Raw genomic sequence first — 23,776 nt, forward strand, 5'->3', positions numbered from 1 at the left:
CTGCCGAAAGGGAGCTTTTATGAACAAAATTAAGAAATTACTTTATCCAGTATTACTTGTTTTAGGTTTAATAGTGATTGGGACTAGTATCTGGCTAGCCAACCAATCGAATCAGGAACCTGCTTCAGTAGCCGTGTCTACTAACTCATCTGAGGAATCCAGCTCACAAGTTGCTAAGGCGGATTCTTCCTCTAGTGAGGCTGCTAGTTCTGCGACTTCTAGTAGTCAAGCTGTGCGTGGAGTAAATAAACCTGAACGTAAGGGACCATCTGCCCCTGATACTAAGTTGTTAGATGAACTAGGCAATACCATTGCTTTGTCATCAAAATTTGGCAAACCAACTATTATCAATATTTGGGCTTCTTGGTGTCCACCTTGTCGCGAGGAGATGCCCTATTTTCTAGAAGCCTACCGTCAATACGGCGATAAAGTAAATTTCGTTATGATTAATGCAACCGGTAGTCATCCGGACGAAACAGCAGAGAAGGCGCAAGCCTATCTGAAAGAAGCCGGCCTGACCGACTTACCAATTTATTATGACGATCAACGTCAGAACCAAATTGCTTTTAATGCTGTCAGCCTACCAACAACCTATATTCTCAACTCCAAAGGCGAAATTATCAAGCGCGGGCAAGGTTCTGTTCCTCGCGAAGAACTCTTCAAGGTGCTAGAGCAAATGGTGGCTGAGCAGTAGTTCAAGTAACTAAAAGTAAGAACAGTGCCTAGGGCGCTGTTCTTTTATTCAAGATTTAAGGAAGGATGTGATTGAATGAGTTTTGATGGTTTTTTGACTCATGCCTTAGTTAAGGAGCTAGGTGCTCACTTGATAGGAGGGAAAGTTGCTAAAATCTATCAACCTTTTGAGCAAGAGCTGCAGCTAGTCATTCGATCACAACGCCAAAATTTCCGCCTACTCATCTCCATTCATCCTCAATACTATCGACTTCATCTGACAGACGAACGTCCTTCTAACCCTGAACACGCGCCAATGTTCTGCATGCTCTTGCGTAAACATCTGGAGCAAGCCGTTCTACTAGATATTCAACAGGTTGAGAATGATCGGATTGTTGAGCTGCATTTTACGGGACGAGATGAGTTGGGGGATAGCCAGGTCTATCGCTTGATTATTGAACTAATGGGGCGACATTCTAATGTGATTCTGGTTAATGGGCAGGGTCGTATCATTGACTGTCTTAAGCATGTCCCAATGGCCTTAAATTCCTATCGTTTGTTGCAGCCCGGCGCTGACTATCGTCGGCCACCACAAGATGAGCATCAAGTTAACTTGTTTAAGCTAAGCCAGGTGGATAGAGCAGAACTAGCTGAGCGATTAGCTAGTGCGACTAGCCCAGGTCAGGTTCAAGCCCACATTCAGGGCCTAGGCCGACTAGCCAGTCAATCCTTCTTGGCCCAAGTTCAAGAAGGGGCAAGTTGGGATAAGCTACTAGCTGATTTCTGCCAGGCTGTGGATGCCGGTGGCGCCTATTTCTTAGAGGCCGACAAACCTGATTTTTATATGACGCCTTTGGCAGCTGTTGCTGGCCAATGGACTGCCTATGAGTCATTGTCAGGCTTGATTGCTTTCTATTATGCAGAGCGTGTTCGGCTGGACCGTATTAAACAAATGACGGGAGATTTAAACCAGCGTTTGCAGCATTTAATTGAGCGTAACCAACTTAAGCTAGCCAATTTGGATCAAGATCAAGCTGTGGCTTCTCAATCAGAAAGCTATCGAATCAAAGGTGAATTGCTCTCTGCCTACGCCTATCAAATCCAAAAGGGGCAGAGTCAAGTTTCTTTACCAAATTATTATGACAATGACCAAATGATAGAGATTGACTTGGACCCGCGTAAGACGGCAATTGAAAATAGCCAAGCTTATTTCAAGCGCTATACCAAGTACCGCGATGCCCTCAAGCATATCGAACTCCAAAGGCAGCTTGCACAAGAAGAAATTGCTTATTTGGAGTCTGTCCAAGTACAACTTAGTCGGGCTGACCTTCAGGATGTGGCCCAAATTCGCCTAGAACTAGCGGAGCAAGGCTACTTGGGTGCCAAGCAACAAAATCTCAAAAAACGCCGCCAGGAAAAGGGCTTAGGCCCTCGGCTTTATCAAGCAAGTGATGGGACACGAATCTTAGTAGGGCGTAATAATCTCCAGAATGATCAGCTCAGCCTTAAACAGGCCAATAAGAACTTCTGGTGGCTACATGCTAAGAATATTCCTGGTTCACATGTCATTATTGAATCTGACCAGCCTTCAGATACAACCCTGACAGAAGCGGCTATGCTAGCAGCTTATTATTCTAAATTTCAGCAGTCAGCCAATGTTCCAGTAGACTATTTACAGGTTAAGTTTCTAAGAAAACCAAACGGGGCCAAACCTGGCTATGTTATCTACGAAGGACAGAAAACGCTAAGTGTAACGCCAAGTCCGGAGCTTATCGAAGCCATGGAAGTTAAAAAATAAGAATTTTCCACATTAGTCTTGACACTGCTTGTAAACAAGGTTAAACTAGGATTATAAAATAATGAAAGGTTGAGGCAAATGTTTCAAAGTCAAACACAAGCAACAAAATACTGGCAATTCTGGCATAGATAGGTTGTAGACTTGGAACATTTCCAATGGATACAGCCCAGTTTAACATACTGCTGTATCTATGTAGCCTAACACCTCTGTTTACTGCATAGACACTGAGTCAAGACTATGCGTAGATGATCCAGAGGTTTTTAGATAGGACTTCTTATCCGACGCATAGCTGGCGTCGGATTTTTTGTTGCTAACTAATTCTTATCAGAAAAAAGGAGATTTATTATGAAAAAAGTAGTTAAATTTGTCGTACTATTCTTTGCTTTAATTCTTATTGCAGGCCAAGGCCTAGTGGCGCATGCAGCACCTGCCAAATTAAAAGTTGCCATCGTCCAACTTGTGACTCATCCATCCTTGGATGAAATTACCAGTGGGATTAAGGAATCCCTTGCTAGCCATGGCTACAAAGAAGGGGATAACCTAGAAATTGATTTCCAAAATGCGGAAGGGGATATGAATCTACTTCATAACATTTCAGAAGAAGTAGTAGCTAAAGAGCCGGATTTAATCTTTGCCATCACCACTCCAGTGGCACAATCTTTACAACAGGCCACCACAAAAATCCCAATCGTTCTTGCTGGTATCACGGATCCTGTCAGCGCCAAATTAGTGACAGCCTTAGACAAGACAGACGCTAATATCACTGGGGTTAGTGACTTTGCACCTTTAGAAGATCTCTTCAAGCAATTTAAGGCCCTTGACTTAGATGTTAAAACCATCGGGATGATGTACACCACTAGCGAAGACAATGCTAAAGCTGAAGTTGAAAAAGCTAAAGCTATTGCTGAAAAATTAGGTTACAAGGTGGAAGTTAAGACCATTGACTCAACCAATGATATGGCTTTAGTTGCTGAGGAATTGGCAAGCAAGAGCCAAGCCATCTTCATTCCAACGGATAACACCATTGCGAGTTCGATTAGCACTCTTTTAGATGTTACCGACAAGGCCAAGATTCCAGTTCTTCCAACTTACGAGAAGGCAGTCAAAGAAGGGGCCCTCTTGTCAGTCGCTATCAGCCAAACTAATATTGGTAAGCAGTCAGCAGATTTAGGTCTCAAAATTATTGATGGCACCAAAATTTCTGATTTACCAATCGAATTTGCCAAAGAAACAGTCAAAGTCTATAACGGACAAACAGCAGAGAAGCTAGGCATTAAATTACCAAGCGACCTAAGCTCTCAATTTAAGGACTTAAGTAAGGAGTAATTTCTATATGGGAATTTATTATAGTGCCATCGCTCAGGGGTTGCTTTACAGCCTCATGGGGATTGGGCTCTACATTACCTTTCGTATTCTGAACTTTGCCGATCTGACCAGTGAAGCTTCCTTCTCGGTTGGGGCGGCAGTCGCAGTCAAAACCTTAACCCTAGGCTTGCACCCTGTCTTGTCCCTGATTACTGCTTTTGTGGCAGGGATGCTGACAGGCTTGGTCACTGGGCTTTTGATGACCTATTTCGAAATCCCGTCTCTCTTAGCGGGAATTATTACCTTAACGGCCTTTTATTCTATCAACCTACGTATTATGGAGCGGGCCAACTTGAGTTTGCGCCAGGTTAAGACTCTCTATGATTTATTAACTAACCTATTAGCAGATTCTACCATTCGAATTTTCCTGGTGGGTATTATTCTGACCTTGATTGTTATTCTATTGCTGGGCTACTTCTTTAAGACTGATTTGGGCCAATCAATGGTTGCCTCCGGCGATAATGAAGTCATGGCTCATAGTTTAGGGATCTCGGTTAAGTTAATGAAATGCTTAGCCCTCATGGCTTCCAACGGAATTATTGCGATGAGTGGAGCGTTGATTGCCCAACAGAATGGGTATGCTGATGTGGACATGGGGACCGGGACCGTGATTATCGCACTTTCTTCCATTATTATTGGGGAGATGCTCTTCAAGCAGCTGACCCTCACCATGCGCCTTGGTGCCATTGTTTTGGGTTCTGTCCTATATCGCTTGCTCTTGGTGGCCGTACTCAAGCTAGGCTTCTTGCCATCTGACTTCCGCTTGATATCTGCTTTAGTTTTAGCCATCTTCTTGGCTTTGCCAGCTATGCGTAAGAAAATTCAAGCTAAAAAATTAAGATAGGAGGATAGGATAATGACCATACAACTGGATGTACAATCTATTAGCAAGACCTTCTATCGTATGCAGGATAGTCCCTTACAGGTACTAAGTGATATTTCTTTCCAAGTCCAAAAGGGTGAAATTCTGGGGATTATTGGAACTAACGGGGCAGGGAAATCTACCTTGCTCAACTGCTTGACTGGCCATACGCCTGTGACCTCAGGCAGTATTCTACTAAATGGGCAAGTTATTAGTAACCAAGCTGAAAGCAAGAATGCAGCCCTCATTAGCCGCATTTTCCAGGATCCGCGCATGGGGACCGCCCCACGTATGACGGTCTTTGAAAATCTTATGTTGGCCTCTAGACGGGGCCAAAAACCTGGCTTTAAGCGATCACTTACTAGGGATAACTATGAGGCCATGAGAAATTTATTGAGTCAGTTCCATTTGGAATTGGAAGATCGCTTAAATGTGCCGATTGAAGCCCTGTCTGGTGGCCAACGCCAAGCTATTGCTTTAATCATGGCAACACTTAAAAGACCAGAACTCTTACTCTTAGATGAGCATACTGCCGCTTTAGATCCGCGTACTTCTCGTCAGGTTATGCAAATGACCTCTGACCTGATTAAGAAAGAAGGGCTGACGGCGCTCATGATTACTCACCAGTTGCCAGATGCCATTGAATATTGCGACCGTATTTTGCTTATGCATAAGGGGCAGATTCAGCATATCTATGACCAGGATGAAGTCAAGAACTTGTCGGCTCCTGTCCTTTATCGCCATCTGGAAGACTTGATTGAAGCTGAAGCCCAAGCGCCATTGTAATGAAAGGAGTCGCATATGACACTTTTACAAGCTAGCCATGTCGTGCTACTAGGGTGCTCAAATGGCAAGACCAAGACCACTCAAGCTCAAGATAATCTGGATGCTTTGGTGAAGCTCCTGACCAGTCAATATGGTGCCAAGGTTACGATTAAGCCTAGTATTTGGCTAAATCAGGAAACGGGTGGTCACTGTCCAGCCGAGCTTAGGGCAGACTATTTGGCAAAGGCCTTAGCTGATTCTGAGGTCGACTGGATAATGGATTTGACAGGTGGAGACCTGGCTAATCAAACCTTAGCAGCCTTACCGCAAAAATTCTTCCAGCAGCTAAATCGTCAAAAGCCCGTCTACTATATGGGTTACAGTGATAATAGTGTGATTCTTAATGCCTGTTTGGCTCATGACATGATTATACCGGTGAATTTCTTTCCCATGGCCTTGGTCTTAGATCCTACTTCGCGTGCTAAATTTGAGGCTTTCTTGCAAAATAAGCCTGAAAACGATTTGGGAGCTTTTGGCGGAAACATTCGTTGTTTTCTCAAACTAGCTGGCACTAGTTTCTGGCCACAAGATATAGTAGGGCGTCGCTTATACCTAGAAGCTAGTTCGGGTTCCTTAGAGCGAATTCAGTCCATGCTAGTCCAGCTTAGTCAGTTAATTACTTTAGATAATTTAAGCGAAATTTGTCTGGGACAATTCAATGAATTAGACGATAAGGGACAGCGACCAATTTTAGTGGACTATCTTAGTAGTTTGACGGAGACAGCCATCACTGAAAATTTCTATTTGGGGCATCGTTTCCCCCTTGCGCCCTTTATTTATCATAGTATTAGTGATGCAACTCTTCCGGAAAACTAAAAAAGACAGAAAACTCATCTGAAAAATAGTGAACTTTGGCTAGAGAGAAGTAACTTAACGTTCGTGAAGTGGCACTATATGTAGTAGGTAAAATTTGTTAAACCAAAAATTTTTACTATATATAGATTGCCTTTTCCTTCGAAACAGGGTATGATAGTAAAGTAAATTCGAAGGAGGGATTCGAACGATGAAGAAAATAACGGTATACTCAAAACCAAACTGTATGCAGTGTGATTTTACTAAGCGTTTCTTAGATCAGCACAATCTGGAATATACAGCTGTAGACGTTATGCAAGATAGCGATGCCCTAGCTCGTGTACAAGCTCTAGGCTTCCAATCGCTACCTGTTGTCGTAGCGGACGGTGTTGAACCATTTTTTGGTTTCCGTCCAGATATGCTTGAACAATTAGCATAAAAAGAAAAAACCCGGTTTACGCCTTATAGAGTAAACCGGGCTCTTTTATTTTAGAAGTTGCTTTGCATAGTGTGAAGGACTCATGCCGTATTCTTGGGTGAAGACTCGTGAAAAGTACTGTAGGGACCCGTATCCCAAGGTTTCAGCAATCTCAGATAGGGTTAATTTAGATTCTTTGATTAGAAGCTTACTACGCTTTAGGCGAAGTTGGTTGATATAGTTTTTAGGTGTCGTGTTGGCATATTTCTTAAATAACAACTGTAGGGTTGAGCGCGATAAACTGAAGTGATTAACCAAATCATTTACCTGATTCTCAGCTTCCACATGATGATGTAGATAATCGACAATGGACTGGAAGAGTTCGTTCTCGTAATTTTCTCGCATAGAAGTACTTGGTTCATCATAGAAGGCTTGATCACTCTTAAGCATCTGGATAATGACCGATTTGAAGAGTGTAATCATTTCATCAGCGTAAAAGGGTGCACTGGGACGATTAGATAATTCTACCATTTTTTCGATAACTTGGGTGTAGTGATTGCTGAGATGTACAATTTTATTTTTAAGTTCGGGGCTAATACCACTTGCTTGGAACATAATGGATAGATAGGTAGATACGCCTTCTTTCTTAACCATTTGGCTGTGTCGCTGATTAGGATAATAGAGCATGCAATCATGCCGCTTGGCAACATGCTTCAGGCCTTCTACTTCATGAACAAGTTCACCTTGGTCAACAATGGTCATTTCAAAGTAGTCATGTTGATCGTTGACGAAACGGTAAGGAGCAGTCTTGACTTGATAGAAGAAACCATAGACTTTTTCAATTTTGATTTCTTCTACAAAGTCTCTGACTTTAAGGGCTTGCTTAGCAGCCACTAATTCTGGACGATGGTTAAAGCGGGGTTCTAAAAGAATGCTACATTCATCTGTAATAGATAAGATGTTAAAGCAAATATTAGCATGTAACTCAATCGAGCCTTGCAAAACAAACTCTTGGTAAGTGTCCACTAGATAGGGATTGTGGGTCATAATGATCAGCGCAATACCACTGTGAGCGGTGATCGTAACAGTATCAGGAAATTTCAGAAAACTATCTGACTTCTGGCGATTGATGGTGAGGGCTTTTTTTGTATGCTTATGACTATCAAATTCAAAATTAGTGAGGGTATCAAAATAGTCAGCATGAGCAAAAGCGGATGTCTTAATGTACATGGGATCACCCCTAATATTTATAACATATTTACCTTTTTAGTATACCTCAATTTTGGATAATAATCACTAAAAATGTCCTGAAAGTTAAAAAGGATAAATTAAAAATGTCTAAGATTCCATCAATACAGTTGTATCTAGCCTTAAATAGCATTATACTATTGTTTGTAGAAAGTATTTAGTCATGAGAGGAAGGAAATCTCAATGCCAACAATCGAAATGGCCAGAGTTGATAATCGACTCATTCATGGCCAGATTTCAGTTCGATGGTGCAGTAAACTCGAAATCAATACAATCATTGTCGTCAACGATGCGGTTGCACAAAACAAGGTACAACAAGGCTTGCTAGATATGGCTGTTCCAGATGACTACCATACACGCTACTACACCTTACAACAAGCCATTGACAAGCTACCTAATCTGTCTTCAGACAAAAAAATGTTACTCATTTTTGAGAATATCCAAGACCTACGTAGCTTGGTAGCTGCGGGAGTTAAAATCCCATACATCAATATCGGCAACTTGGATATGTCACCTGGCAAACGTCATATTGCAGCCTCAACTTCCTTAAGCCAAGAGGAAATGGATTGGCTGGATAGTCAGGCTCAAGCAGGGACTAAGGTTGAAGTAAGACGAATTCCGTCCGAAGAAGCAACCTATGTATTTTAAGCTTTAGAACAAGTCCAGGCCCTTGGTTTGGGCTTGTTTTTCAATTTTTGTAAATGTTAGGAAGTGCCCTATGATACGCCCAGCCCAGGCCAGTGATGTGCCTGCTCTCTATGATTTGATGGTCATAATCTGGCAGGATATGGAGTTTGAACCATTTGTGACTTTAGATTCTCAGACTTTTAAAGAGGCTATGATTCAACATCTCTTAGATACTAAGCAAAAGTATAATTACCAAAATTGTTGGGTCTATCAAGCTAGACATACAGGCCAGATTCAGGGTCTAGTCTTAGGTTACCCTGGTAACTTAGAATCCACTTATGACCGTCTCATAGAGCAACATTTCGGTGATCACACAGAGTTAGGAGATTTCTCTTTGACTCGTGAAAGTCGAGACGATGAATGGTACATTGATATGCTAGTCGTAGCTCCTCAAGCTCGAGGATTTGGCATTGCGAGCTCCCTTATCAAGCATCTAGAAACTATTCACAAACCAGGAACTGTTTTGGGCCTTAATTGCGACTTAGTCAATCCCAGAGCCAAGGCCCTTTACCGTCGCTTGGGCTTTGAGGTCAGAGACCGAGTCACTTTCTCAGGCCATGACTACCACCATATGCAAAAAATCGTAAGCCCCTAGGAGGATGTATGAACTTTAAAGACTACACAGCTAAAGATTGGATTCGCTTAGTCATTGGTCTCTTAATTCTGGTGCTAATCTGGTATTTCCGTCCGGGTGGCCAGGATAGCCCTAAGGACAAGAATCACAACCCTGAGTCTAGCCAACGAGCGCAAAATTCAGGCTCTACTAGTGAGCAGATTGATATCAAGGCTTTTACTGGGACCAACTATCAAGTCCTACCAAAAGGCCAGAAAATACCAGTTAACTTTGTTCGCATTGTAGATGGGGATACGGTCGTTCTTTCATTAAATGGCCACGAATTTCGGACCCGTTATCTGATGATTGATACGCCAGAATCGGTTAAGGAAGGTCTCAAGCCTCAGCCATATGGTAAAGATGCGGCCCATCGCAACCAAGAATTACTGACCAATGCTAAGCAGGTCAGCCTTGAGTTCGACAAGGGGCCTTATGCCGATGATTATGACCGGGCGCTTGCCTATGTCTATGCCGATGACAAATTAGTTTCCCTAGAATTAGTCAAGGAAGGTTTGGCTTCAGTTTCCTATGTCAATCCTCCTAACAACAGTCAAGAAAAGACCCTGAGACAGGCCCAAAAGCAAGCTAAGAATGCCAAAAAGGGTATCTGGTCCATCCCCAACTACGTCAATGATAAGGGGAAATTTACTATCCAAGAATAAGAGAGGAATCGCCTATGCAGCTAATAAATAAGCAAGCCCAGCAAGTAATCAAATTCAAGTTGAAGTGCAAACTTCTTTTAGTTATGAGTCTATTGACTTTATGGACGCCTCTGTCATTGGTTCATGCTCAAATGACCATTGATAAAAATGAGTCAGCCATGCAGTCCGTAGGCCAAAGCAGTGAGTCGAGCCATGAGGGCTCAACAGTCCGCGTGCGTGTTATTGGCGATATTCTCTTGCATGACTTTGTCTATGAACGGGCGCGAACTGTCAATGGTTATAATTTTGATAGCATGTTAGCGCCAGTCAAATCCTATTTAGAAAATGCCGATATTACCGTCGCTAATATGGAAACCATTGTAGCAGGGGAGTCTGTTGGCTTAGGGACCTATCCCTTCTTCAATGCACCGTCACAGATTGTTGACACCCTTAAAAATGTTGGGGTAGATATCGTCAACAATGTGTCCAACCATACCATGGATATGGGGGCACAAGGGGTATTAGCTTCCATTAAAGCCCTCAAACAAAGGGACATGATGTACGTGGGTTCTTATGAGAGCTGGGAGGACTATAATACGCCTCGCATCATTGAACGAAACGGCATTAAGGTTGGTTTTCTGGCCTATGCTTATGGCCTCAATGGCTTGGAGCGCCCTCAGAATCAACAGTATCTGGCAACACTGATTGACAAGCAGCTCATTCCACTTGAGATTAAAGACTTGAATAGCAAGGTCGATGTTTCCGTAGTTATTATTCAAAATGGTGAAGAGTATGAGACCATGCCGACGGCAGACCAAATAGCTACTCATCAAATGGCTCGTGATGCTGGTGCTAACTTCGTTTTAGGTGGTCATCCACACGTTTTAGAGCCTTTTATCTACTATAATGAATCTCAAGCGGGACTCTTCTCACATGGTAACTTCCTGACTGGTCAATATGAGACAGCAACCAAGGTAGGGGGGATCACAGAATTTACCTACCGTAAGCTAAATGATGGTAAGGTTATTCTGGATAGCATGCGTTTTATGCCAACTTATAATATTGGCCTACCAGAGTCTAATGAATACCTGGTTGTGCCACTGGCTGACTGGCAGAAATACAATATTGCCAATGGACAAGCCCTTATGGACGAAATCCGTCAGCGTATGACGCGCTTTACTAACAAGGTTCAAGTCGTTGACTACCTGGATTAATCATACATATTTTATATAAAAGAAAAGCCTGATGGGATGGGCTTTTCTTTTTTTATGGTGATTTTTCGGATATATTTAGCCTATTTTGGGTATTTATATAAGAAGGAGGGGAGTAGTATGAAAGTAAAATTTAAGGGCATCTTGACAACTGGCTCCATACTAGTTGTCATGGTGGCTAGTCAGGTGGGGGCACAATCAGCCTATGTTTTATCTCAGTCTGTTAATAAGATACCAGTTGAGGCCCCAACTTGTGTCAGCCTTATTCGACAAATGACCCAAGCAGATGCAAACGACACTAGCAGTTCCCAGGACTTAGCTAGTCAGATGCGGGAGCAAGAAGCTAGTCTAGCCAGCCTAGAAGAGCAAGCCAAGCAAGTACAAGCTGAGCTAGCTAGCTTAGACGATAAAATTAAATCCCTACACGACCAGTTAGATCAAGCCCTAGATAGTGCTTATCAAGCCTTAGTAAAAGAAAATCCTGAATTAGCTCAAGCTAGTGAAGACCAGCAGGCCGCAGCTTTAGCCAATCAGCCTCAAGTGGCTAGTCTGCAAGAAGCCTTAACGAGTGCCCAGACTGAGCAACAAGAAAAGCAGGCCGCCCTAGAGCAAATCAAATCAGAGATGGCCAATTTGGATTATGATCACCACCATAAAGAAGACCAATTGGAACAATCCAAATCCAACAAGACGGCACTTAATGCCTGTTTGCTTTATCCTTACTCTAGTCACTATCTCAGTGCCGACAGTCTACCACTCAATCCTGCTAGTGAGACCTTGGCTGACTATTTGGTTGAGGTCAATCAAGTGCTCAAGCAGATTGTACCCTTAGCCTATCAAAAGCTTAAGTACCAAGAAATTGAGACGCTATTTTCACCGGAAACTAGCAATATGGACGAGGTTAACAAGCTATTGGAGGGCAAACAGGACTTGCAACTGTCGCCAGAAGGGGAGACCTATTATCAGTATGCGCAGGAACTATCGCTCTTTGACGTAGAAATTTTGGCTAATCTAGCCCTGCGTCACTACTACCAATCAGGTGATAAGGCGACTTTGCAAGCAAAGTTCGATCAGGTCTACCAACTCAAAATCGGCCAGTATCGTTATCTGATATCCATTAACAAAGAGGTTTTTCAAGCCCTTAAACAAGGTTTAGCCGACTATCTTAATGCCCACCACTATGGTCCTGAAGCCCAAGGAAAATTGCAAGCCCTGGTCGATCGTTATCAATTACATTTGGTGAATTATAATGAGACTAATCAAAAGTGGCAAGTAGTTGAAGAAGAGGAGGAAAGCTTCCTGACGGTACCGGATTTGATGTCAGAGGATCCTGAGACTAACAGTTCAAATAGTGAGTTGGGTGATAGCAACCATCATCATTCTACTAGAGATTGGACACCGTCCGACCAAGATAGACAGACAAGAGACTCTAGCAGTCAAGGGCATCAAGAAACTTCAAGCTCGAGTCAAAACCAGACAGAGTCTAGCTCTGAATCGTCAGCGGATAATAATCCCGAGACTCTAAAGCGACTTAAGGAACGACTCAATAAACGGCAAGCTAAGAACTCGCATCATCAGAGTAAGTCCAAGCATCAAAGCACGTCTGGCCAATCTAAAAAGGAAGCCAAAGCAAAAGCCAATTCAGATCAAGCCAATGAGAGCAGTCAAGAGAAGGGCAAGGGCAGTGTCAAATTACCTGATACAGGCGAGCAAGCCTTTTACATGACATTAGCCTTGGCGCTTTGTGGCTTAGCAGCTGTTATTGTAGCAATCTATCTCTACCGGCGTTACCGTGAACGCAAGAAACTCAAAGACATTCATTTTGACTAAGCAAAGCATTTTGTGATAGGCCGGAAAAATCGTATAATAAAAGGGTAAAATGCAAAGGAGTGATTAATTCATGAATGAAGTAGCAAACTACCTAGAACAAGTCAAAGTATTCCAAGCTGTCAGCCCTGAAGAAGCCAAGGCATTGATGGACGCCAAAGATGGTGGCATCCTCTTTATTGGCCGTGAAAGCTGCCCATACTGCCGCCGTTTTGTGGCTAAACTTAGCCCATTGGCACAAGAAGCTGGCTTAAAAGTGGCTTATCTGCACTCTCAAAATCCAGAAACTCTGAGCCAAGTGCAACAATTACGCGATCAATGGCAAGTTCCAACTGTGCCAGGTTTCCTCTTTTCAGACAAAGAAGGGGTTCATGTTAAGTGTGACAGCTCCCTAAGCCCAGAAGAGATTCTAGCCTTTGTTAAGCGCTAGTTACTAAAATATTCTTGATTCCTCTTAGCTGATTCTGCTATACTGAGACTAAGCAAAAAGGAGGAAGAAGATGTCTAAATTACCAAATTGCCCGCAATGTGATTCTGAATATACCTACGAAGATGGCCAGCTCTTTGTCTGCCCAATGTGTGCCCATGAATGGACCCAGGAAGACGAAGTGGCTCGTGCTGAAGCTGGGATTATTCGCGATGCTAATGGCAATCAACTTGAGAATGGTGACAGTGTCACGGTCATTAAGGACCTTAAGTTGAATGCGACGACAACGATTAAACAAGGGACTAAGGCTAAAAACATCCGTTTAATTGATGAGCCTGTTGATGGTCACGACATTGCATGTAAGATTGATGGCATTGGTAGCCTTTATCTCAAATCAATTTACGTCAAGAAATAACTAGCGTCTTAGGACCCGTTCTTACGTCAAGAACGGGTTTTTTGCCGATTAAATCGGCCTGTGGACTGATGGGTTTAGGCTGATTCTAGGTTACAATAGGAAGTGCATAAGGAATCATGGAGAGGAGGGAAGAATATGCAGCAGACCATGCGACACTCATTGAAACAATTGTTCTTGCTTTTATTTCGTCATTTGTTGAGTTTTGTCACGATTGCAGCTATTCTCCAAATTACCATTAGCTACCTAGGTGGTTACCTTCTAAAATTGATTTTCCGTCTAGCCCTTCTCTTGGGCAATCAGACTCATTTGGATTTAAATAATATTTCTTACCTAATGAGGCAGCCAGATAGTCTATTAGCTTTTCTTCTCTTTGCGCTCTGCTTTGCAGCCCTCTTTTTTATTGAGTTGTCGGTTTTGATTTACGTCATTTATGCTCGCCAACTTAAAAAGGAAATCTCCTACGGAGCGGTCATTCGCCAAGCACTAGGCCGTTTGCGCCATTTATTTGGGCTGAGCTTCTTCTATTTTCTTGGCTATATCGCCATCACGATTCCCATATCCGGCCTAGTCATGCAGTCTTCACTGACCAATGGCCTCAGGATACCTGATTTCATCACAGGTGAGTTTCTTAAAACTTGGCAGGGGACAATCCTTGTGGTGCTCCTAGCGATTCTGCTCTTCTATCTCAACCTTCGCTTGATTTACGCTATGCCCCTTATGATGATTAAGGACCAAAGTTTTGTCATATCGCTAAGGGAAAGTTGGCGAATGACTCAAGTTAAGAAGTGGAAACTTTTATTGACTTTCGCTATTTTCGGTTTTGTCCTGGGTTTAATTAGTGTAGGCTTGATTAGCGTATTTATAGAAGCGGCCATGGCCTTTGATCCATCCGGTAATAGTTTTATAGTCCAAGCGCTGCTCTTGTCAATTCTTAAGTTTATTGCCTTCACGGTGATTATCCTATCCAAAGTCGGTACCTTAATCATTTTAGTGGATCAGGTAGTGGCGCCTGAAGTGACCAATTCGCTGCTCTTAATTGAGCCGAGTCATCGTCGCCACCGTCGACGCATCTTCCTACTAGTCTTCAGTCTCATATTCTTCAAAATAGGGGAGAATGCCTTTTTACTAGCTGGCCAAACCTATCAAACTCAGCAAGCCATTATTGGCCACCGCGGCTATGTAGAAAAGGGCGTAGAAAATACCATCCAATCTCTTGAAGCAGCCGCTGAAAATGGCGCCACCATGGTAGAACTAGATGTCCAAATGACTAAGGATCAAAGGCTGGTTGTTATGCACGACAGCAACTTACAGCGTTTAGCGGGCATGAATAGAGAAGTTTGGGATATGACTTATGATGAATTAGTGGGACTGACGCTCAGTCAGGGAGACTATCAAAGTCAGCTGCCATCCTTTGAGGAATTTGTTAAGCGAGCTCAGGAGCTAGATATTGATCTTCTAATTGAGCTCAAACCCCATGGCAAGGAGCCAGATAATTATGCTCAACTGATCGTTGATAAACTCCAAGAACTAGGTATTACTAACCGCTATCCAGTCATGTCTCTCAATCATGAAGTTATTGACGCCATTGAGTCTCTCAATTCTGATATTAGAACTGGCTATGTGATTCCATTGCAATTTGGTGCTTTTGCCAAAAATGAGGTTGATTTCTATGTCTTAGAGGCATTCTCCTATACTAGTGAGCTAGCCAATCAAGCTCATAAAGAGGGCAAAGAAATCTATGTCTGGACCATTAATGATGAAGAGGAAATCCAAAGCTTTCTCTATCGACCTGTTGATGGTATTATTACCGACAAATTGGAAACACTCAAGGAAATCCAATACGGCATCTCAGACAATCAAACTTACTTCGAACGTGTAGGACAACTTATGGCGCCACAGTTCTGAAAGAATCGAAATGGTTAAGCTGATAGATTGAAATGTAGGTGGGAAATTATGAGTCGAAAAAAAGCAATTTTCCTTTATCTATTAGGATCCTTAGGGCAAATATGGATTATATCTATGATCGTTTTTATATTGCGTAATTTGGGGGTGAGTGTAGATTACACGACGCCAATAGGAATGCTTGCTATTGGATTAGGGGGCGTTTCGTCCGCTCTATGGGGAATGATTATTGCAGTCAACTACAAAAAGTACAGTGGGAAGAGAATCTTAAAGGATTTTTTCTCTATCAAGCAAAAGACTAGTAGCTATTTATGGGTCCTATCCTTCTTGTTTTTGGATTTTTGCTATCTTGCCTTTGATGGAAAGTTGGTCTTGGATGCCTGGTATCTTCCGATTATCTTATTTCTTAAAGCAATCCTTTTCGGTGGGATTGAGGAAGTAGGGTGGAGATATGTTTTTCAACCCATAATCATGGAGCGTCGTAGCTATCTTAGTTCAACTTTAATGACTTTTGTACTATGGGGAATATGGCATTTTGCTTATTTCTACATTGAAGGAACCTTGTCACAAGTATGGACAGGCGGATTTTTGCTTGGATTGTTGACTAATTGTTTTATTTTATCTGCATTATTTATAAAGACAAAGAGTTTGTGGATATGTGTTATGACGCATTCCTTAATAAATGTTTTCTCTCAAATAGCAGTAGGTGGTAATGAAAATATCTCTTATGCAAGCAAGGTAATCATTATTGTATTGGCGATTCTTCTTGCACTTAGAGCGCAAAATAATAAAGCAAGAGATTTGTCGGTTATTTAAAAATCGACAAATCGGAAGAATCAAGAAAATCCAATAGACTATCTCAGACAATCAAACTTATATGGCAACTTAGGCACCACACTTCTGAAAGGATCAGATTATGACATTTCTCTTTTTACTACTACTTGTCTTGGTCAGCTCGCCATTCTTTTGGGTTTACTGGCATGATAAGCGAACCTTATGGTTGGGATTTTGGTTCCTAGTGTCGGGCTCATTAGCTGGTATTATTGGAATCTACTTGACCTTTGTACTAGAATGGCAATTCTTTGCTGTCATTATGGTTGTCCTGGGTGTCCTCTTCATTTTGACATTGATGTTGGCGCCTTTGATCAGCCTAATAGCTCTCTTGTATTCAGGCCTTACCTTGATTCGGCGGGAAGGCTTCAATCTGGTTAATTCACTAGCGCTCATGCTAGCATTTGGCATGATTGGTTATATGGTCATCTGGCCTGTTCTAGCAAGTCGTTTATCACTCAATTGGCCAATCTTTAATGTCATCTATGGGCTCATGGGAAGCACTATTTTCTATTTTGCCGTCTTAGTCGGCATCTTTTTCGTTACCAACATTCTCAACTTTATCCATTTCGTACGGCCGCGCTATTCTTATATTGTGGTGCTAGGGGCTGGCTTAAATGGGACAGAAGTGACGCCCTTGCTTGCCAGTCGAATTGATAAGGCCATCAAACTCTGGCGCCGTCGCCCTCAAGAAGTGACCTTGATTATGTCGGGTGGCCAAGGTCCAGATGAAGTCATCTCAGAAGGGGAGGCGATGAAAGCTTACGCCCTTCGACAAGGCGTGCCTCAATCCGCCATTCTGGTCGACAATCAGTCTCGTAATACCCATGAAAATCTTCAATTCTCCTATAAGCTAATGGAAAAGGGGAAAGAGGACTTTGTCATTGTCACTAACTATTATCATTTATTACGTGCCCTTATTCTGGCCCGGCGCCTAGGACTTAAGTGTCAAGGTTATGGCGCCAAGACTAAGCTCTATTTTTCGATTAATGCCTTTTTACGTGAGTTTATTGGCTATCTGACCTTAGCCTGGGGCCTACATCTGGCCTTGATAGGGGGCTTGTGGGTGCTTACTCTGGTTTTATCTCTATGAAATGGCTTACTTAACTAAGAAAGGAAGTCCCTATGCAAAAGAAGAAGTTGATTTATCTCATACTTGCCTGTATCTTAATCTTGCAGGCTTCATTAGCTGTGCAGGCTAAAACAAGCTACAAATTGCCTAGTTTAGAAGAAATACAAACAATTAACAAAGATTTGAAAGTGGATGCTTTAATTGAAAAACTACCCGTGACCGCACATAGTGATGATCCACTGCTTAAGCTAGTTAATAAGAATAATCCTAATGCTGATAAAAAAGAACCAGAACTGGCTTGGGATAGCTACGGTAATATCTATCATCAAGACTTAGTCAAGCCCTTAGAAGACTTAATGGAAGCTGCTGCCAAGGATGGTTTCTATTATCGGGTTGTATCAGGTTATCGGTCTGTTGAAGAACAAGAAAATAACCGTAACCTTAGCATTCAAAACTATCTAGCTCAAGGCTTAAGTCAAGCCGATGCAGAGTCCGTTACCAATCAATATTTCGCGCCAGCAGATGCCTCAGAGCATACGACGGGCTTGGCTATTGATCTTCTAGGTACTGAATGGCTAGATAATGGTGGTGAACTGGAGGCAAGCTATTCAGAGACAGATTCAGCCAAATGGTTGGCTAATAATGCGCATCGTTTTGGTTTTATCCTAAGGTATCAGCAAAAGAAAGAGTCCATTACAGGATATAACTTTGAACCCTGGCATTTTCGTTATGTCGGTAAGGTCCATGCGGGCTTTATCTATGAGAATGAGTTAACCTTAGAAGAATATCTGGCTTTATTGGCTAAGAAGGAGTCTAACTAGATTCCTTAAACGATTATCCTATAATGTATATTATGTTAACTCATGGATATCAGAAAATATCTAAGTCTCTACTGACCCATTTCCCTTCCACTAGAAAGGATTTCTAATATGAATTTTGAATTTACCAATCAAGCAATCGAATTTATCCAACAAGCGCTGTCTCAGCATGATAGCAAATCTTACCGCATCCTTATGGATTATGTGGATGGCAATAGCCCCTATAATGACGATCCAGTTGGCTGTCACTGTAATGTTATGGGCAAGTATCGTCTGCTCATAGTAGCTGACAATGACCCAAAAGTGCCATTTGACCTCTATTCAAGCAAGTTTGAGACTAATTTTGAGTCCATCTATCTCAACCCTCTCTATGACATGATGTTTGATCATCAACATAAGATTGGCTTTGATCCGGCTTATCCAGCCTTGACATTATCAAGTGATGCAGGTCAGATTACACCTAAATTACCTTTAATACTTGCCCTGCCGGATTCGTGAAAACGATGACAAGTGTCCTATATCATGCTATAATAGAGTCACTTATAAGCGCAATATTTAGGAGGTTTCCTCTATGGATATTCAGTTATTTATTCAACGGCGCAAGTCATTAGGAATTTCACAGTCTGAATTGTGCCAAGGAATCTGTACCCAAGCCACCCTGAGTCGTTTTGAAAACCAAGGACAAGTTCCTTCTGTTAAGATTTTACTGGATTTGTGTCAACGATTAGATATGAGTTTGGGCGAGCTCTTCCCACGTCAAGATGTCCAATCGACTGAGCTTTATCAACATATTGAAGCGGCTGAAAATGCCTTTGTAAGAGCTGATTATAAGTTGGCCAATCAGGAATTAGCTGCTGTGGATGCCAAGCAAGTCAGCCCCCTTTCGCTCAAGAAACGCTACCTTTACCTTAAGGGTTTCCTGGCGGCCTTGACCAAGGCTTCAATCAATGATAGTTTTTTCTACTTAAATCAACTAATGACCGATTTACATGCCGATTTCGAGCCACTCTACAGTTCTTTAGCTGCAGCTGGCTTAGGGCTAGCCTATGCCAATGCAGGTGAATCCGAACGGGTCCATCACTACTTTGAAAAAGCTCAAGACGGGCTGCTAGATTATGAACCGGCTAATAGCCAGGAATTATGGCGTATACTTAATATTGTTTTGCATTCAGCTAATTTCTATGCGACAGCCCAGGAGTATGACCAGTCTGACCGCCTCTTGCTACATGGCATTAATCTTTCTAGCCAAGCAGCGGTATCCCATTACGTGGATCGACTCTATTTCCGACTTGCTCAGAATGCAGAAGCTCAGGGCTTAGAAGCGGACCAAATCAAGCAATATAGTGCAGACGCTTTGGCCTTTGCTAAATTTAATGGCAATAGTCAGTTGCTAGCGCGTATTAAGCAATTCCAATCTCATATCTAAAGCAAAAATCCCATTATATCATATATGATATAATGGGATTTTTTGTGGTCATAAGTTTTTACTGAAGGCTTTTTGGGTTTTGTAACAATCATAGCCAATGGACTGATAAAAGGCGTGTGCCCCAGTGCGATGGCTACCAGAATTGAGGCGAATGTGGTGGATGCCCTTTGAAATAGCTTGGGCTTCCAAGGCTTGCATCAAAAGTCGCCCTATTCCTTGGTGATGATAGGTCTGGTCGACTGCTAGCGCCATAACATTATAGGCAGGATCGCCATAAAAGGAATAATAGTAACTGGCGTGGACAATGCCCAAGACCTGTTTAGGAGCTTCTTGACTGCAAGCCACTAGAAGAATCTGCTGGTCATCCGCTAAGAGAGCCTGTAGGCGTTTCTGGCAGGCTTCTAGGGGATAATCATATCCTAATTCTTGGCAGGCTAGCTTTTGAAGGGCCGCCGCGTCCTCAAGTTGGGCTGGTCGAATTTCAATAGTTCTGGTCATCTTATTACCCTTCTTGACTTGCTAAATTTTCAGCTGGTGATAAGGCTTGATCGGCCCAGGACAATTTGATATGGCAGTAGCCACTAGGATGTTTATCTAGGTAATCTTGGTGATAGTCTTCAGCTGGCACAAAATGAGCCAAAGGCATGACTTCAACAGCCGTTGGCCGCCCTGCTCTTTGCTCAAAAGTAGCCACTAGGGCCTTAACAGCCGCTTCTTGACTGGCACTAGTGGTGTAGATTCCTGTGCGGTATTGACGACCAACGTCACCGCCCTGCTTATTGAGGCTAAAAGGATCAATAACACGGAAGAAATGGCTAATTAAAGTCGCCAAATCGACCTGGTTAGGATCATAATGAATGGCTAGGGTTTCTGCATGATCTGAGCTTTTAAGACCTTGATAGGTGGCCTGTGGGCTTTTGCCGTTAGCATAGCCAACTTCCGTATCCACCACACCTGTCAGGCGCTTGTAATAGCCTTCCATGCCCCAAAAGCAGCCTCCTGCTAAATAAAGTGTTTCTGTCATCGTCATACCCCTCTCTCTCGACTCTTGATACTTCTATTATAACATAAGCCCAAAATAGACGTCCTCAAAAAAGCACCAAGTGCCAGGCACCTGGTGCTAGAATCGTTAGCTACTTGCTATTATTTGATACGTCCTGGACGTTCCTTGTAACCATAGTAAGCGTCTTGGAGGATTTCTACCATGTCAGCTACCATTGGTAAGCGAGGGTTAGCTGGTGAACATTGGTCTTCGTATGCTAAGTAAGCAATCTCTTCAACTGTGTCCATGTATTCCTTCTCATCCACGCCTTGTCCCTTAATACTCATGTCGATTCCGACACGAACACCTAGGTCATAGACTGCTTTTGCTAAAGCATCAACTGCTTCTTCAGGCGTTGAAGCTGGCAAGCCTAACATCTTAGCAATGTCTTGGAATTTAACATCGGCCTTGTAGTAGTTGTATTTTGGCCAAGTTGCAGCCTTAGCTGGACGAGTCCCGTTGTAACGGATAACGTATGGTAAGAGGATGGCGTTGGTACGGCCGTGAACGGTATGGAAGAAACCACCGATCTTATGAGCCATAGAGTGAGACATCCCTAAGAAGGCGTTGGCAAAGGCCATACCTGCCATGGTTGAGGCGTTATGCATCTTCTCACGTGACTCAAAGTCAGCATTCTTAACAGAGCTTTCTAAGTTTTCGAAGACTAACTTGATAGCTTGTAGAGCCAAACCATCTGTATAGTCGTTAGCCAAGGTAGAAGTATAAGCTTCCACTGCGTGAGTCAAGACGTCCATACCAGTATCAGCTGTAACTGATGCAGGAACTGTCAAGACAAAGGCTGGGTCCACGATGGCGATGGTTGGTGTCAAGGAGTAGTCAGCCAATGGATATTTACGGTTATTCTTCTTATCAGAGATAACGGCAAATGGTGTTACTTCAGACCCGGTACCAGAAGTGGTTGGAATCCCAACGTATTTAGCCTTTTTACCTAATTCTGGGAAGCGGAAGGCACGTTTACGGATATCCATGAATTTCTGTACTAAATCACGGAAGTCAACTTGAGGTTGTTCGTAGAACATCCACATTACTTTAGCCGCGTCCATTACAGACCCCCCACCTAAAGCGATGATGGTATCTGGTTGGAATTCACGCATGAGGGCTGCCCCGCGTTCAACGGTTGTAATATCTGGATCTGGTTCAACATCTGAGAAGATGGTGTAGGTAACTTTCTTAGGACGGAGGGAGAGTTGTTCGATGACACGGTGAACGAAACCAAGTTTGAACATCGCATCGTCCGTAACGATCATAACTTTCTCTACATCCTTCATCTTTTGCAGATATTGGATGGAGTCACGTTCGAAGTAGATTTTTGAAGGTACTTTAAACCATTGCATATTATTTCTACGTCTCCCCACTTTTTTGATGTTTAACAAGTTAACGGCGCTGACGTTGTTGCCGACAGAGTTGCGACCATAAGTCCCACAACCCAAGGTTAAGGATGGCAAGAAGGCGTTATATACGTCACCAATCCCCCCGAAAGTAGATGGTGCATTCCAGATAACACGAATTGCCTTAACTTCACGACCAAAGTCTTTAGCCAGTTGCTCGTTACGTGTATGGATAGCAGCAGAGTGACCCAAACCATGGAATTCAACCATTTGACGAGACTTCGCAATCCCATCTTCAGTATTTTCTGATTTCAATACAGCAATGATTGGAGAGAGTTTCTCACGAGTTAATGGTTCTTTTGGCCCTACTTCAGCCACTTCGGCAGCTAGGATATTAGTGCCTTCAGGTACGCTGAAGCCAGCTTGTTCAGCAATCCAAGCAGCTGGTTTACCAACGATATCAGCGTTCAATTTACCTTCTGCGCAGTTCTTGCTGTTAGCTTTTACGCCGAAGCAGTAGTTTTCTAACAAGGCTTTTTCTTTCTTGTTAACGAAGTATACATGGTAAGACTCAAGTTCTTTCTTGAATTCATCGTAAACTTCTTTATCCACGATGGCAGCTTGCTCTGAAGCACAGACCATCCCGTTGTCGAAAGACTTAGACATGATAATGTCGTGTGCAGCTTGTTGGATGTTAGCTGTTTTTTCTACGTAAGCAGGTACGTTACCAGCCCCTACCCCTAAGGCAGGCTTACCACATGAGTAAGCGGCGCGAACCATGGCGTTACCACCAGTTGCTAAGATTGTTGCGATCCCTGGGTGATTCATAAGCGCAGAAGTTGCTTCCATCGATGGTAAAGTAATCCATTGGATACAGTTCTTAGGTGCCCCTGCTGCTACTGCCGCATCGTAAACCACTTTGGCTGCGTGAGCAGAAGATTCTTGTGCAGATGGGTGGAAGGCAAAGACGATTGGGTTACGTGTCTTTAATGAAATCAAAGATTTGAAAATCGCGGTAGAAGTTGGGTTGGTGGTTGGGGTAATCCCCGCTACAACCCCGACAGGTTCAGCAATCAAGGTTAAACCAGTCACATCGTCTTCTGAGATAATGCCAACTGTTTTAGTGTGACGCATGTTGTTAACCACGTGCTCGCAAGCGAAGAGGTTCTTAGTTGCCTTATCTTCGAATACCCCACGACCTGTTTCATCAAGCGCGTGCTTAGCCAAGACCCCGTGTTGGTCTAAGGCTGCAACTGAGGCTTTAGCCACAATGTAGTCTACTTGTTCTTGGTCTAAGAGACGGAACTCGTCAAGAGCGACTAAGCCTTTTTGGACAAGCTCATCAACATGGGCTTGAGCCTCTAACTTCTTATCTTCTTTTTCAACCATGGATGTTCCTCCTAAGTTCTTTTTATTTACATCTTCATCATACGCCTTTGTTTTCAAGAAGTAAAGCACTTGTTCAAGTTCAAACGATAAAAATTTTATATTGACGGTCTTTTTTTGTAAATGAGCATGTATGAAAACAAGGCACA

The 23,776-nt window shown here is 42.8% G+C and carries 24 protein-coding genes; 20 read left to right on the forward strand and 4 right to left on the reverse strand.

The window, feature by feature from the left end:
- Positions 1 to 19 precede the first annotated feature (19 nt).
- From HMPREF3093_RS03295 to nrdH, 7 genes are all read left to right on the forward strand, one after another.
- Positions 20 to 694, forward strand: coding sequence for a TlpA family protein disulfide reductase (locus HMPREF3093_RS03295; protein ID WP_070755583.1), 675 nt, complete (start codon positions 20 to 22; stop codon positions 692 to 694).
- A 75-nt stretch (positions 695 to 769) separates the two neighbouring features.
- Positions 770 to 2,470 (forward strand): Rqc2 family fibronectin-binding protein, encoded by a 1,701-nt coding sequence (locus HMPREF3093_RS03300; RefSeq protein WP_070755584.1) that lies wholly within the window; start codon positions 770 to 772, stop codon positions 2,468 to 2,470.
- A gap of 345 nt (positions 2,471 to 2,815) precedes the next feature.
- Positions 2,816 to 3,796: an ABC transporter substrate-binding protein gene (locus HMPREF3093_RS03305; protein WP_070755585.1), complete on the forward strand. Its 981-nt coding sequence runs from the start codon at positions 2,816 to 2,818 to the stop codon at positions 3,794 to 3,796.
- A gap of 7 nt (positions 3,797 to 3,803) precedes the next feature.
- Positions 3,804 to 4,679, forward strand: coding sequence for an ABC transporter permease (locus HMPREF3093_RS03310; RefSeq protein ID WP_070755586.1), 876 nt, complete (start codon positions 3,804 to 3,806; stop codon positions 4,677 to 4,679).
- Between the two features lie 12 nt (positions 4,680 to 4,691).
- Positions 4,692 to 5,483 carry an ABC transporter ATP-binding protein gene (locus HMPREF3093_RS03315; RefSeq protein ID WP_070755587.1) on the forward strand — a complete coding sequence of 264 codons (792 nt, stop codon included), beginning with the start codon at positions 4,692 to 4,694 and terminating at the stop codon, positions 5,481 to 5,483.
- Positions 5,484 to 5,498: 15 nt separating this feature from the next.
- On the forward strand, positions 5,499 to 6,338 hold the full coding sequence (locus tag HMPREF3093_RS03320; protein ID WP_070755588.1) for an LD-carboxypeptidase: 840 nt from the start codon (positions 5,499 to 5,501) through the stop codon (positions 6,336 to 6,338).
- A 187-nt stretch (positions 6,339 to 6,525) separates the two neighbouring features.
- Positions 6,526 to 6,753, forward strand: a complete 228-nt coding sequence (gene nrdH, locus HMPREF3093_RS03325) for a glutaredoxin-like protein NrdH (RefSeq protein WP_070755589.1) — start codon at positions 6,526 to 6,528, stop codon at positions 6,751 to 6,753.
- Positions 6,754 to 6,798: 45 nt separating this feature from the next.
- Here the strand turns inward: nrdH and HMPREF3093_RS03330 are convergent, their stop codons facing one another.
- Entirely contained in the window at positions 6,799 to 7,962 is a 1,164-nt protein-coding gene (locus HMPREF3093_RS03330) for an AraC family transcriptional regulator (RefSeq protein WP_070755590.1), read from the reverse strand.
- A gap of 201 nt (positions 7,963 to 8,163) precedes the next feature.
- Here HMPREF3093_RS03330 and HMPREF3093_RS03335 point away from each other — a divergent pair, with 201 nt between their 5' ends.
- The 13 genes from HMPREF3093_RS03335 to HMPREF3093_RS03395 all read left to right on the forward strand — a co-directional run bounded on the left by HMPREF3093_RS03335 (position 8,164) and on the right by HMPREF3093_RS03395 (position 19,850).
- Positions 8,164 to 8,628, forward strand: a complete 465-nt coding sequence (locus HMPREF3093_RS03335) for a PTS sugar transporter subunit IIB (RefSeq protein ID WP_070755591.1) — start codon at positions 8,164 to 8,166, stop codon at positions 8,626 to 8,628.
- A 70-nt stretch (positions 8,629 to 8,698) separates the two neighbouring features.
- On the forward strand, positions 8,699 to 9,262 hold the full coding sequence (locus tag HMPREF3093_RS03340; protein WP_070755592.1) for a GNAT family N-acetyltransferase: 564 nt from the start codon (positions 8,699 to 8,701) through the stop codon (positions 9,260 to 9,262).
- 8 nt (positions 9,263 to 9,270) lie between these two features.
- Positions 9,271 to 9,942, forward strand: a complete 672-nt coding sequence (locus tag HMPREF3093_RS03345) for a thermonuclease family protein (protein ID WP_083316256.1) — start codon at positions 9,271 to 9,273, stop codon at positions 9,940 to 9,942.
- 83 nt (positions 9,943 to 10,025) lie between these two features.
- The gene (locus HMPREF3093_RS03350; protein ID WP_180363254.1) at positions 10,026 to 11,135 is read left to right on the forward strand and encodes a CapA family protein; all 1,110 of its coding nucleotides are present in this window, start codon (positions 10,026 to 10,028) and stop codon (positions 11,133 to 11,135) included.
- A gap of 117 nt (positions 11,136 to 11,252) precedes the next feature.
- A complete protein-coding gene (locus HMPREF3093_RS03355; RefSeq protein WP_070755594.1) occupies positions 11,253 to 12,962 on the forward strand; it encodes a hypothetical protein in 1,710 nt (569 codons plus the stop codon).
- 70 nt (positions 12,963 to 13,032) lie between these two features.
- Positions 13,033 to 13,389, forward strand: coding sequence for a DUF6568 family protein (gene traF, locus HMPREF3093_RS03360; protein ID WP_070755595.1), 357 nt, complete (start codon positions 13,033 to 13,035; stop codon positions 13,387 to 13,389).
- 70 nt (positions 13,390 to 13,459) lie between these two features.
- Positions 13,460 to 13,801 (forward strand): zinc ribbon domain-containing protein YjdM, encoded by a 342-nt coding sequence (locus HMPREF3093_RS03365; RefSeq protein ID WP_035364310.1) that lies wholly within the window; start codon positions 13,460 to 13,462, stop codon positions 13,799 to 13,801.
- Between the two features lie 135 nt (positions 13,802 to 13,936).
- Positions 13,937 to 15,706, forward strand: a complete 1,770-nt coding sequence (locus HMPREF3093_RS03370; protein ID WP_070755596.1) for a glycerophosphoryl diester phosphodiesterase membrane domain-containing protein — start codon at positions 13,937 to 13,939, stop codon at positions 15,704 to 15,706.
- Positions 15,707 to 15,754: 48 nt separating this feature from the next.
- On the forward strand, positions 15,755 to 16,519 hold the full coding sequence (locus tag HMPREF3093_RS03375; protein ID WP_070755597.1) for a CPBP family intramembrane glutamic endopeptidase: 765 nt from the start codon (positions 15,755 to 15,757) through the stop codon (positions 16,517 to 16,519).
- Between the two features lie 100 nt (positions 16,520 to 16,619).
- Positions 16,620 to 17,627: a YdcF family protein gene (locus HMPREF3093_RS03380; RefSeq protein WP_070755598.1), complete on the forward strand. Its 1,008-nt coding sequence runs from the start codon at positions 16,620 to 16,622 to the stop codon at positions 17,625 to 17,627.
- Positions 17,628 to 17,659: 32 nt separating this feature from the next.
- On the forward strand, positions 17,660 to 18,427 hold the full coding sequence (locus tag HMPREF3093_RS03385; RefSeq protein WP_070755599.1) for a M15 family metallopeptidase: 768 nt from the start codon (positions 17,660 to 17,662) through the stop codon (positions 18,425 to 18,427).
- A gap of 108 nt (positions 18,428 to 18,535) precedes the next feature.
- Complete coding sequence (locus HMPREF3093_RS03390; RefSeq protein WP_070755600.1) at positions 18,536 to 18,922, forward strand: iron-sulfur cluster biosynthesis family protein; 387 nt, start codon at positions 18,536 to 18,538, stop codon at positions 18,920 to 18,922.
- A gap of 73 nt (positions 18,923 to 18,995) precedes the next feature.
- Positions 18,996 to 19,850 carry a helix-turn-helix domain-containing protein gene (locus HMPREF3093_RS03395; protein ID WP_070755601.1) on the forward strand — a complete coding sequence of 285 codons (855 nt, stop codon included), beginning with the start codon at positions 18,996 to 18,998 and terminating at the stop codon, positions 19,848 to 19,850.
- A 48-nt stretch (positions 19,851 to 19,898) separates the two neighbouring features.
- Here HMPREF3093_RS03395 and HMPREF3093_RS03400 read toward each other — a convergent pair whose 3' ends face one another.
- From HMPREF3093_RS03400 to adhE, 3 genes are all read right to left on the reverse strand, one after another.
- The gene (locus tag HMPREF3093_RS03400) at positions 19,899 to 20,348 is read right to left on the reverse strand and encodes a GNAT family N-acetyltransferase (protein WP_070755602.1); all 450 of its coding nucleotides are present in this window, start codon (positions 20,346 to 20,348) and stop codon (positions 19,899 to 19,901) included.
- A 4-nt stretch (positions 20,349 to 20,352) separates the two neighbouring features.
- Positions 20,353 to 20,874: a peptide-methionine (S)-S-oxide reductase MsrA gene (msrA, locus tag HMPREF3093_RS03405; RefSeq protein WP_070755603.1), complete on the reverse strand. Its 522-nt coding sequence runs from the start codon at positions 20,872 to 20,874 to the stop codon at positions 20,353 to 20,355.
- A gap of 119 nt (positions 20,875 to 20,993) precedes the next feature.
- A complete protein-coding gene (adhE, locus tag HMPREF3093_RS03410) occupies positions 20,994 to 23,630 on the reverse strand; it encodes a bifunctional acetaldehyde-CoA/alcohol dehydrogenase (protein ID WP_070755604.1) in 2,637 nt (878 codons plus the stop codon).
- Between the last annotated feature and the right edge of the window lie 146 nt (positions 23,631 to 23,776).

It is taken from the genome of Abiotrophia sp. HMSC24B09, assembly GCF_001815865.1.
GTDB lineage: Bacteria > Bacillota > Bacilli > Lactobacillales > Aerococcaceae > Abiotrophia.

Coding starts and splice junctions, on each gene's coding strand:
- traF (WP_070755595.1), top strand. CDS start 13,033: ATGAATGAAGTAGCAAACTACCTAGAACAAGTCAAAGTATTCCAAGCT.
- HMPREF3093_RS03335 (WP_070755591.1), top strand. CDS start 8,164: ATGCCAACAATCGAAATGGCCAGAGTTGATAATCGACTCATTCATGGC.
- msrA (WP_070755603.1), bottom strand. CDS start 20,874: ATGACAGAAACACTTTATTTAGCAGGAGGCTGCTTTTGGGGCATGGAA.
- HMPREF3093_RS03370 (WP_070755596.1), top strand. CDS start 13,937: ATGCAGCAGACCATGCGACACTCATTGAAACAATTGTTCTTGCTTTTA.
- nrdH (WP_070755589.1), top strand. CDS start 6,526: ATGAAGAAAATAACGGTATACTCAAAACCAAACTGTATGCAGTGTGAT.
- HMPREF3093_RS03395 (WP_070755601.1), top strand. CDS start 18,996: ATGGATATTCAGTTATTTATTCAACGGCGCAAGTCATTAGGAATTTCA.
- HMPREF3093_RS03365 (WP_035364310.1), top strand. CDS start 13,460: ATGTCTAAATTACCAAATTGCCCGCAATGTGATTCTGAATATACCTAC.
- HMPREF3093_RS03315 (WP_070755587.1), top strand. CDS start 4,692: ATGACCATACAACTGGATGTACAATCTATTAGCAAGACCTTCTATCGT.
- adhE (WP_070755604.1), bottom strand. CDS start 23,630: ATGGTTGAAAAAGAAGATAAGAAGTTAGAGGCTCAAGCCCATGTTGAT.
- HMPREF3093_RS03345 (WP_083316256.1), top strand. CDS start 9,271: ATGAACTTTAAAGACTACACAGCTAAAGATTGGATTCGCTTAGTCATT.
- HMPREF3093_RS03380 (WP_070755598.1), top strand. CDS start 16,620: ATGACATTTCTCTTTTTACTACTACTTGTCTTGGTCAGCTCGCCATTC.
- HMPREF3093_RS03300 (WP_070755584.1), top strand. CDS start 770: ATGAGTTTTGATGGTTTTTTGACTCATGCCTTAGTTAAGGAGCTAGGT.
- HMPREF3093_RS03400 (WP_070755602.1), bottom strand. CDS start 20,348: ATGACCAGAACTATTGAAATTCGACCAGCCCAACTTGAGGACGCGGCG.
- HMPREF3093_RS03320 (WP_070755588.1), top strand. CDS start 5,499: ATGACACTTTTACAAGCTAGCCATGTCGTGCTACTAGGGTGCTCAAAT.
- HMPREF3093_RS03390 (WP_070755600.1), top strand. CDS start 18,536: ATGAATTTTGAATTTACCAATCAAGCAATCGAATTTATCCAACAAGCG.
- HMPREF3093_RS03350 (WP_180363254.1), top strand. CDS start 10,026: ATGAGTCTATTGACTTTATGGACGCCTCTGTCATTGGTTCATGCTCAA.
- HMPREF3093_RS03330 (WP_070755590.1), bottom strand. CDS start 7,962: ATGTACATTAAGACATCCGCTTTTGCTCATGCTGACTATTTTGATACC.
- HMPREF3093_RS03375 (WP_070755597.1), top strand. CDS start 15,755: ATGAGTCGAAAAAAAGCAATTTTCCTTTATCTATTAGGATCCTTAGGG.
- HMPREF3093_RS03385 (WP_070755599.1), top strand. CDS start 17,660: ATGCAAAAGAAGAAGTTGATTTATCTCATACTTGCCTGTATCTTAATC.
- HMPREF3093_RS03310 (WP_070755586.1), top strand. CDS start 3,804: ATGGGAATTTATTATAGTGCCATCGCTCAGGGGTTGCTTTACAGCCTC.
- HMPREF3093_RS03305 (WP_070755585.1), top strand. CDS start 2,816: ATGAAAAAAGTAGTTAAATTTGTCGTACTATTCTTTGCTTTAATTCTT.
- HMPREF3093_RS03340 (WP_070755592.1), top strand. CDS start 8,699: ATGATACGCCCAGCCCAGGCCAGTGATGTGCCTGCTCTCTATGATTTG.
- HMPREF3093_RS03355 (WP_070755594.1), top strand. CDS start 11,253: ATGAAAGTAAAATTTAAGGGCATCTTGACAACTGGCTCCATACTAGTT.
- HMPREF3093_RS03295 (WP_070755583.1), top strand. CDS start 20: ATGAACAAAATTAAGAAATTACTTTATCCAGTATTACTTGTTTTAGGT.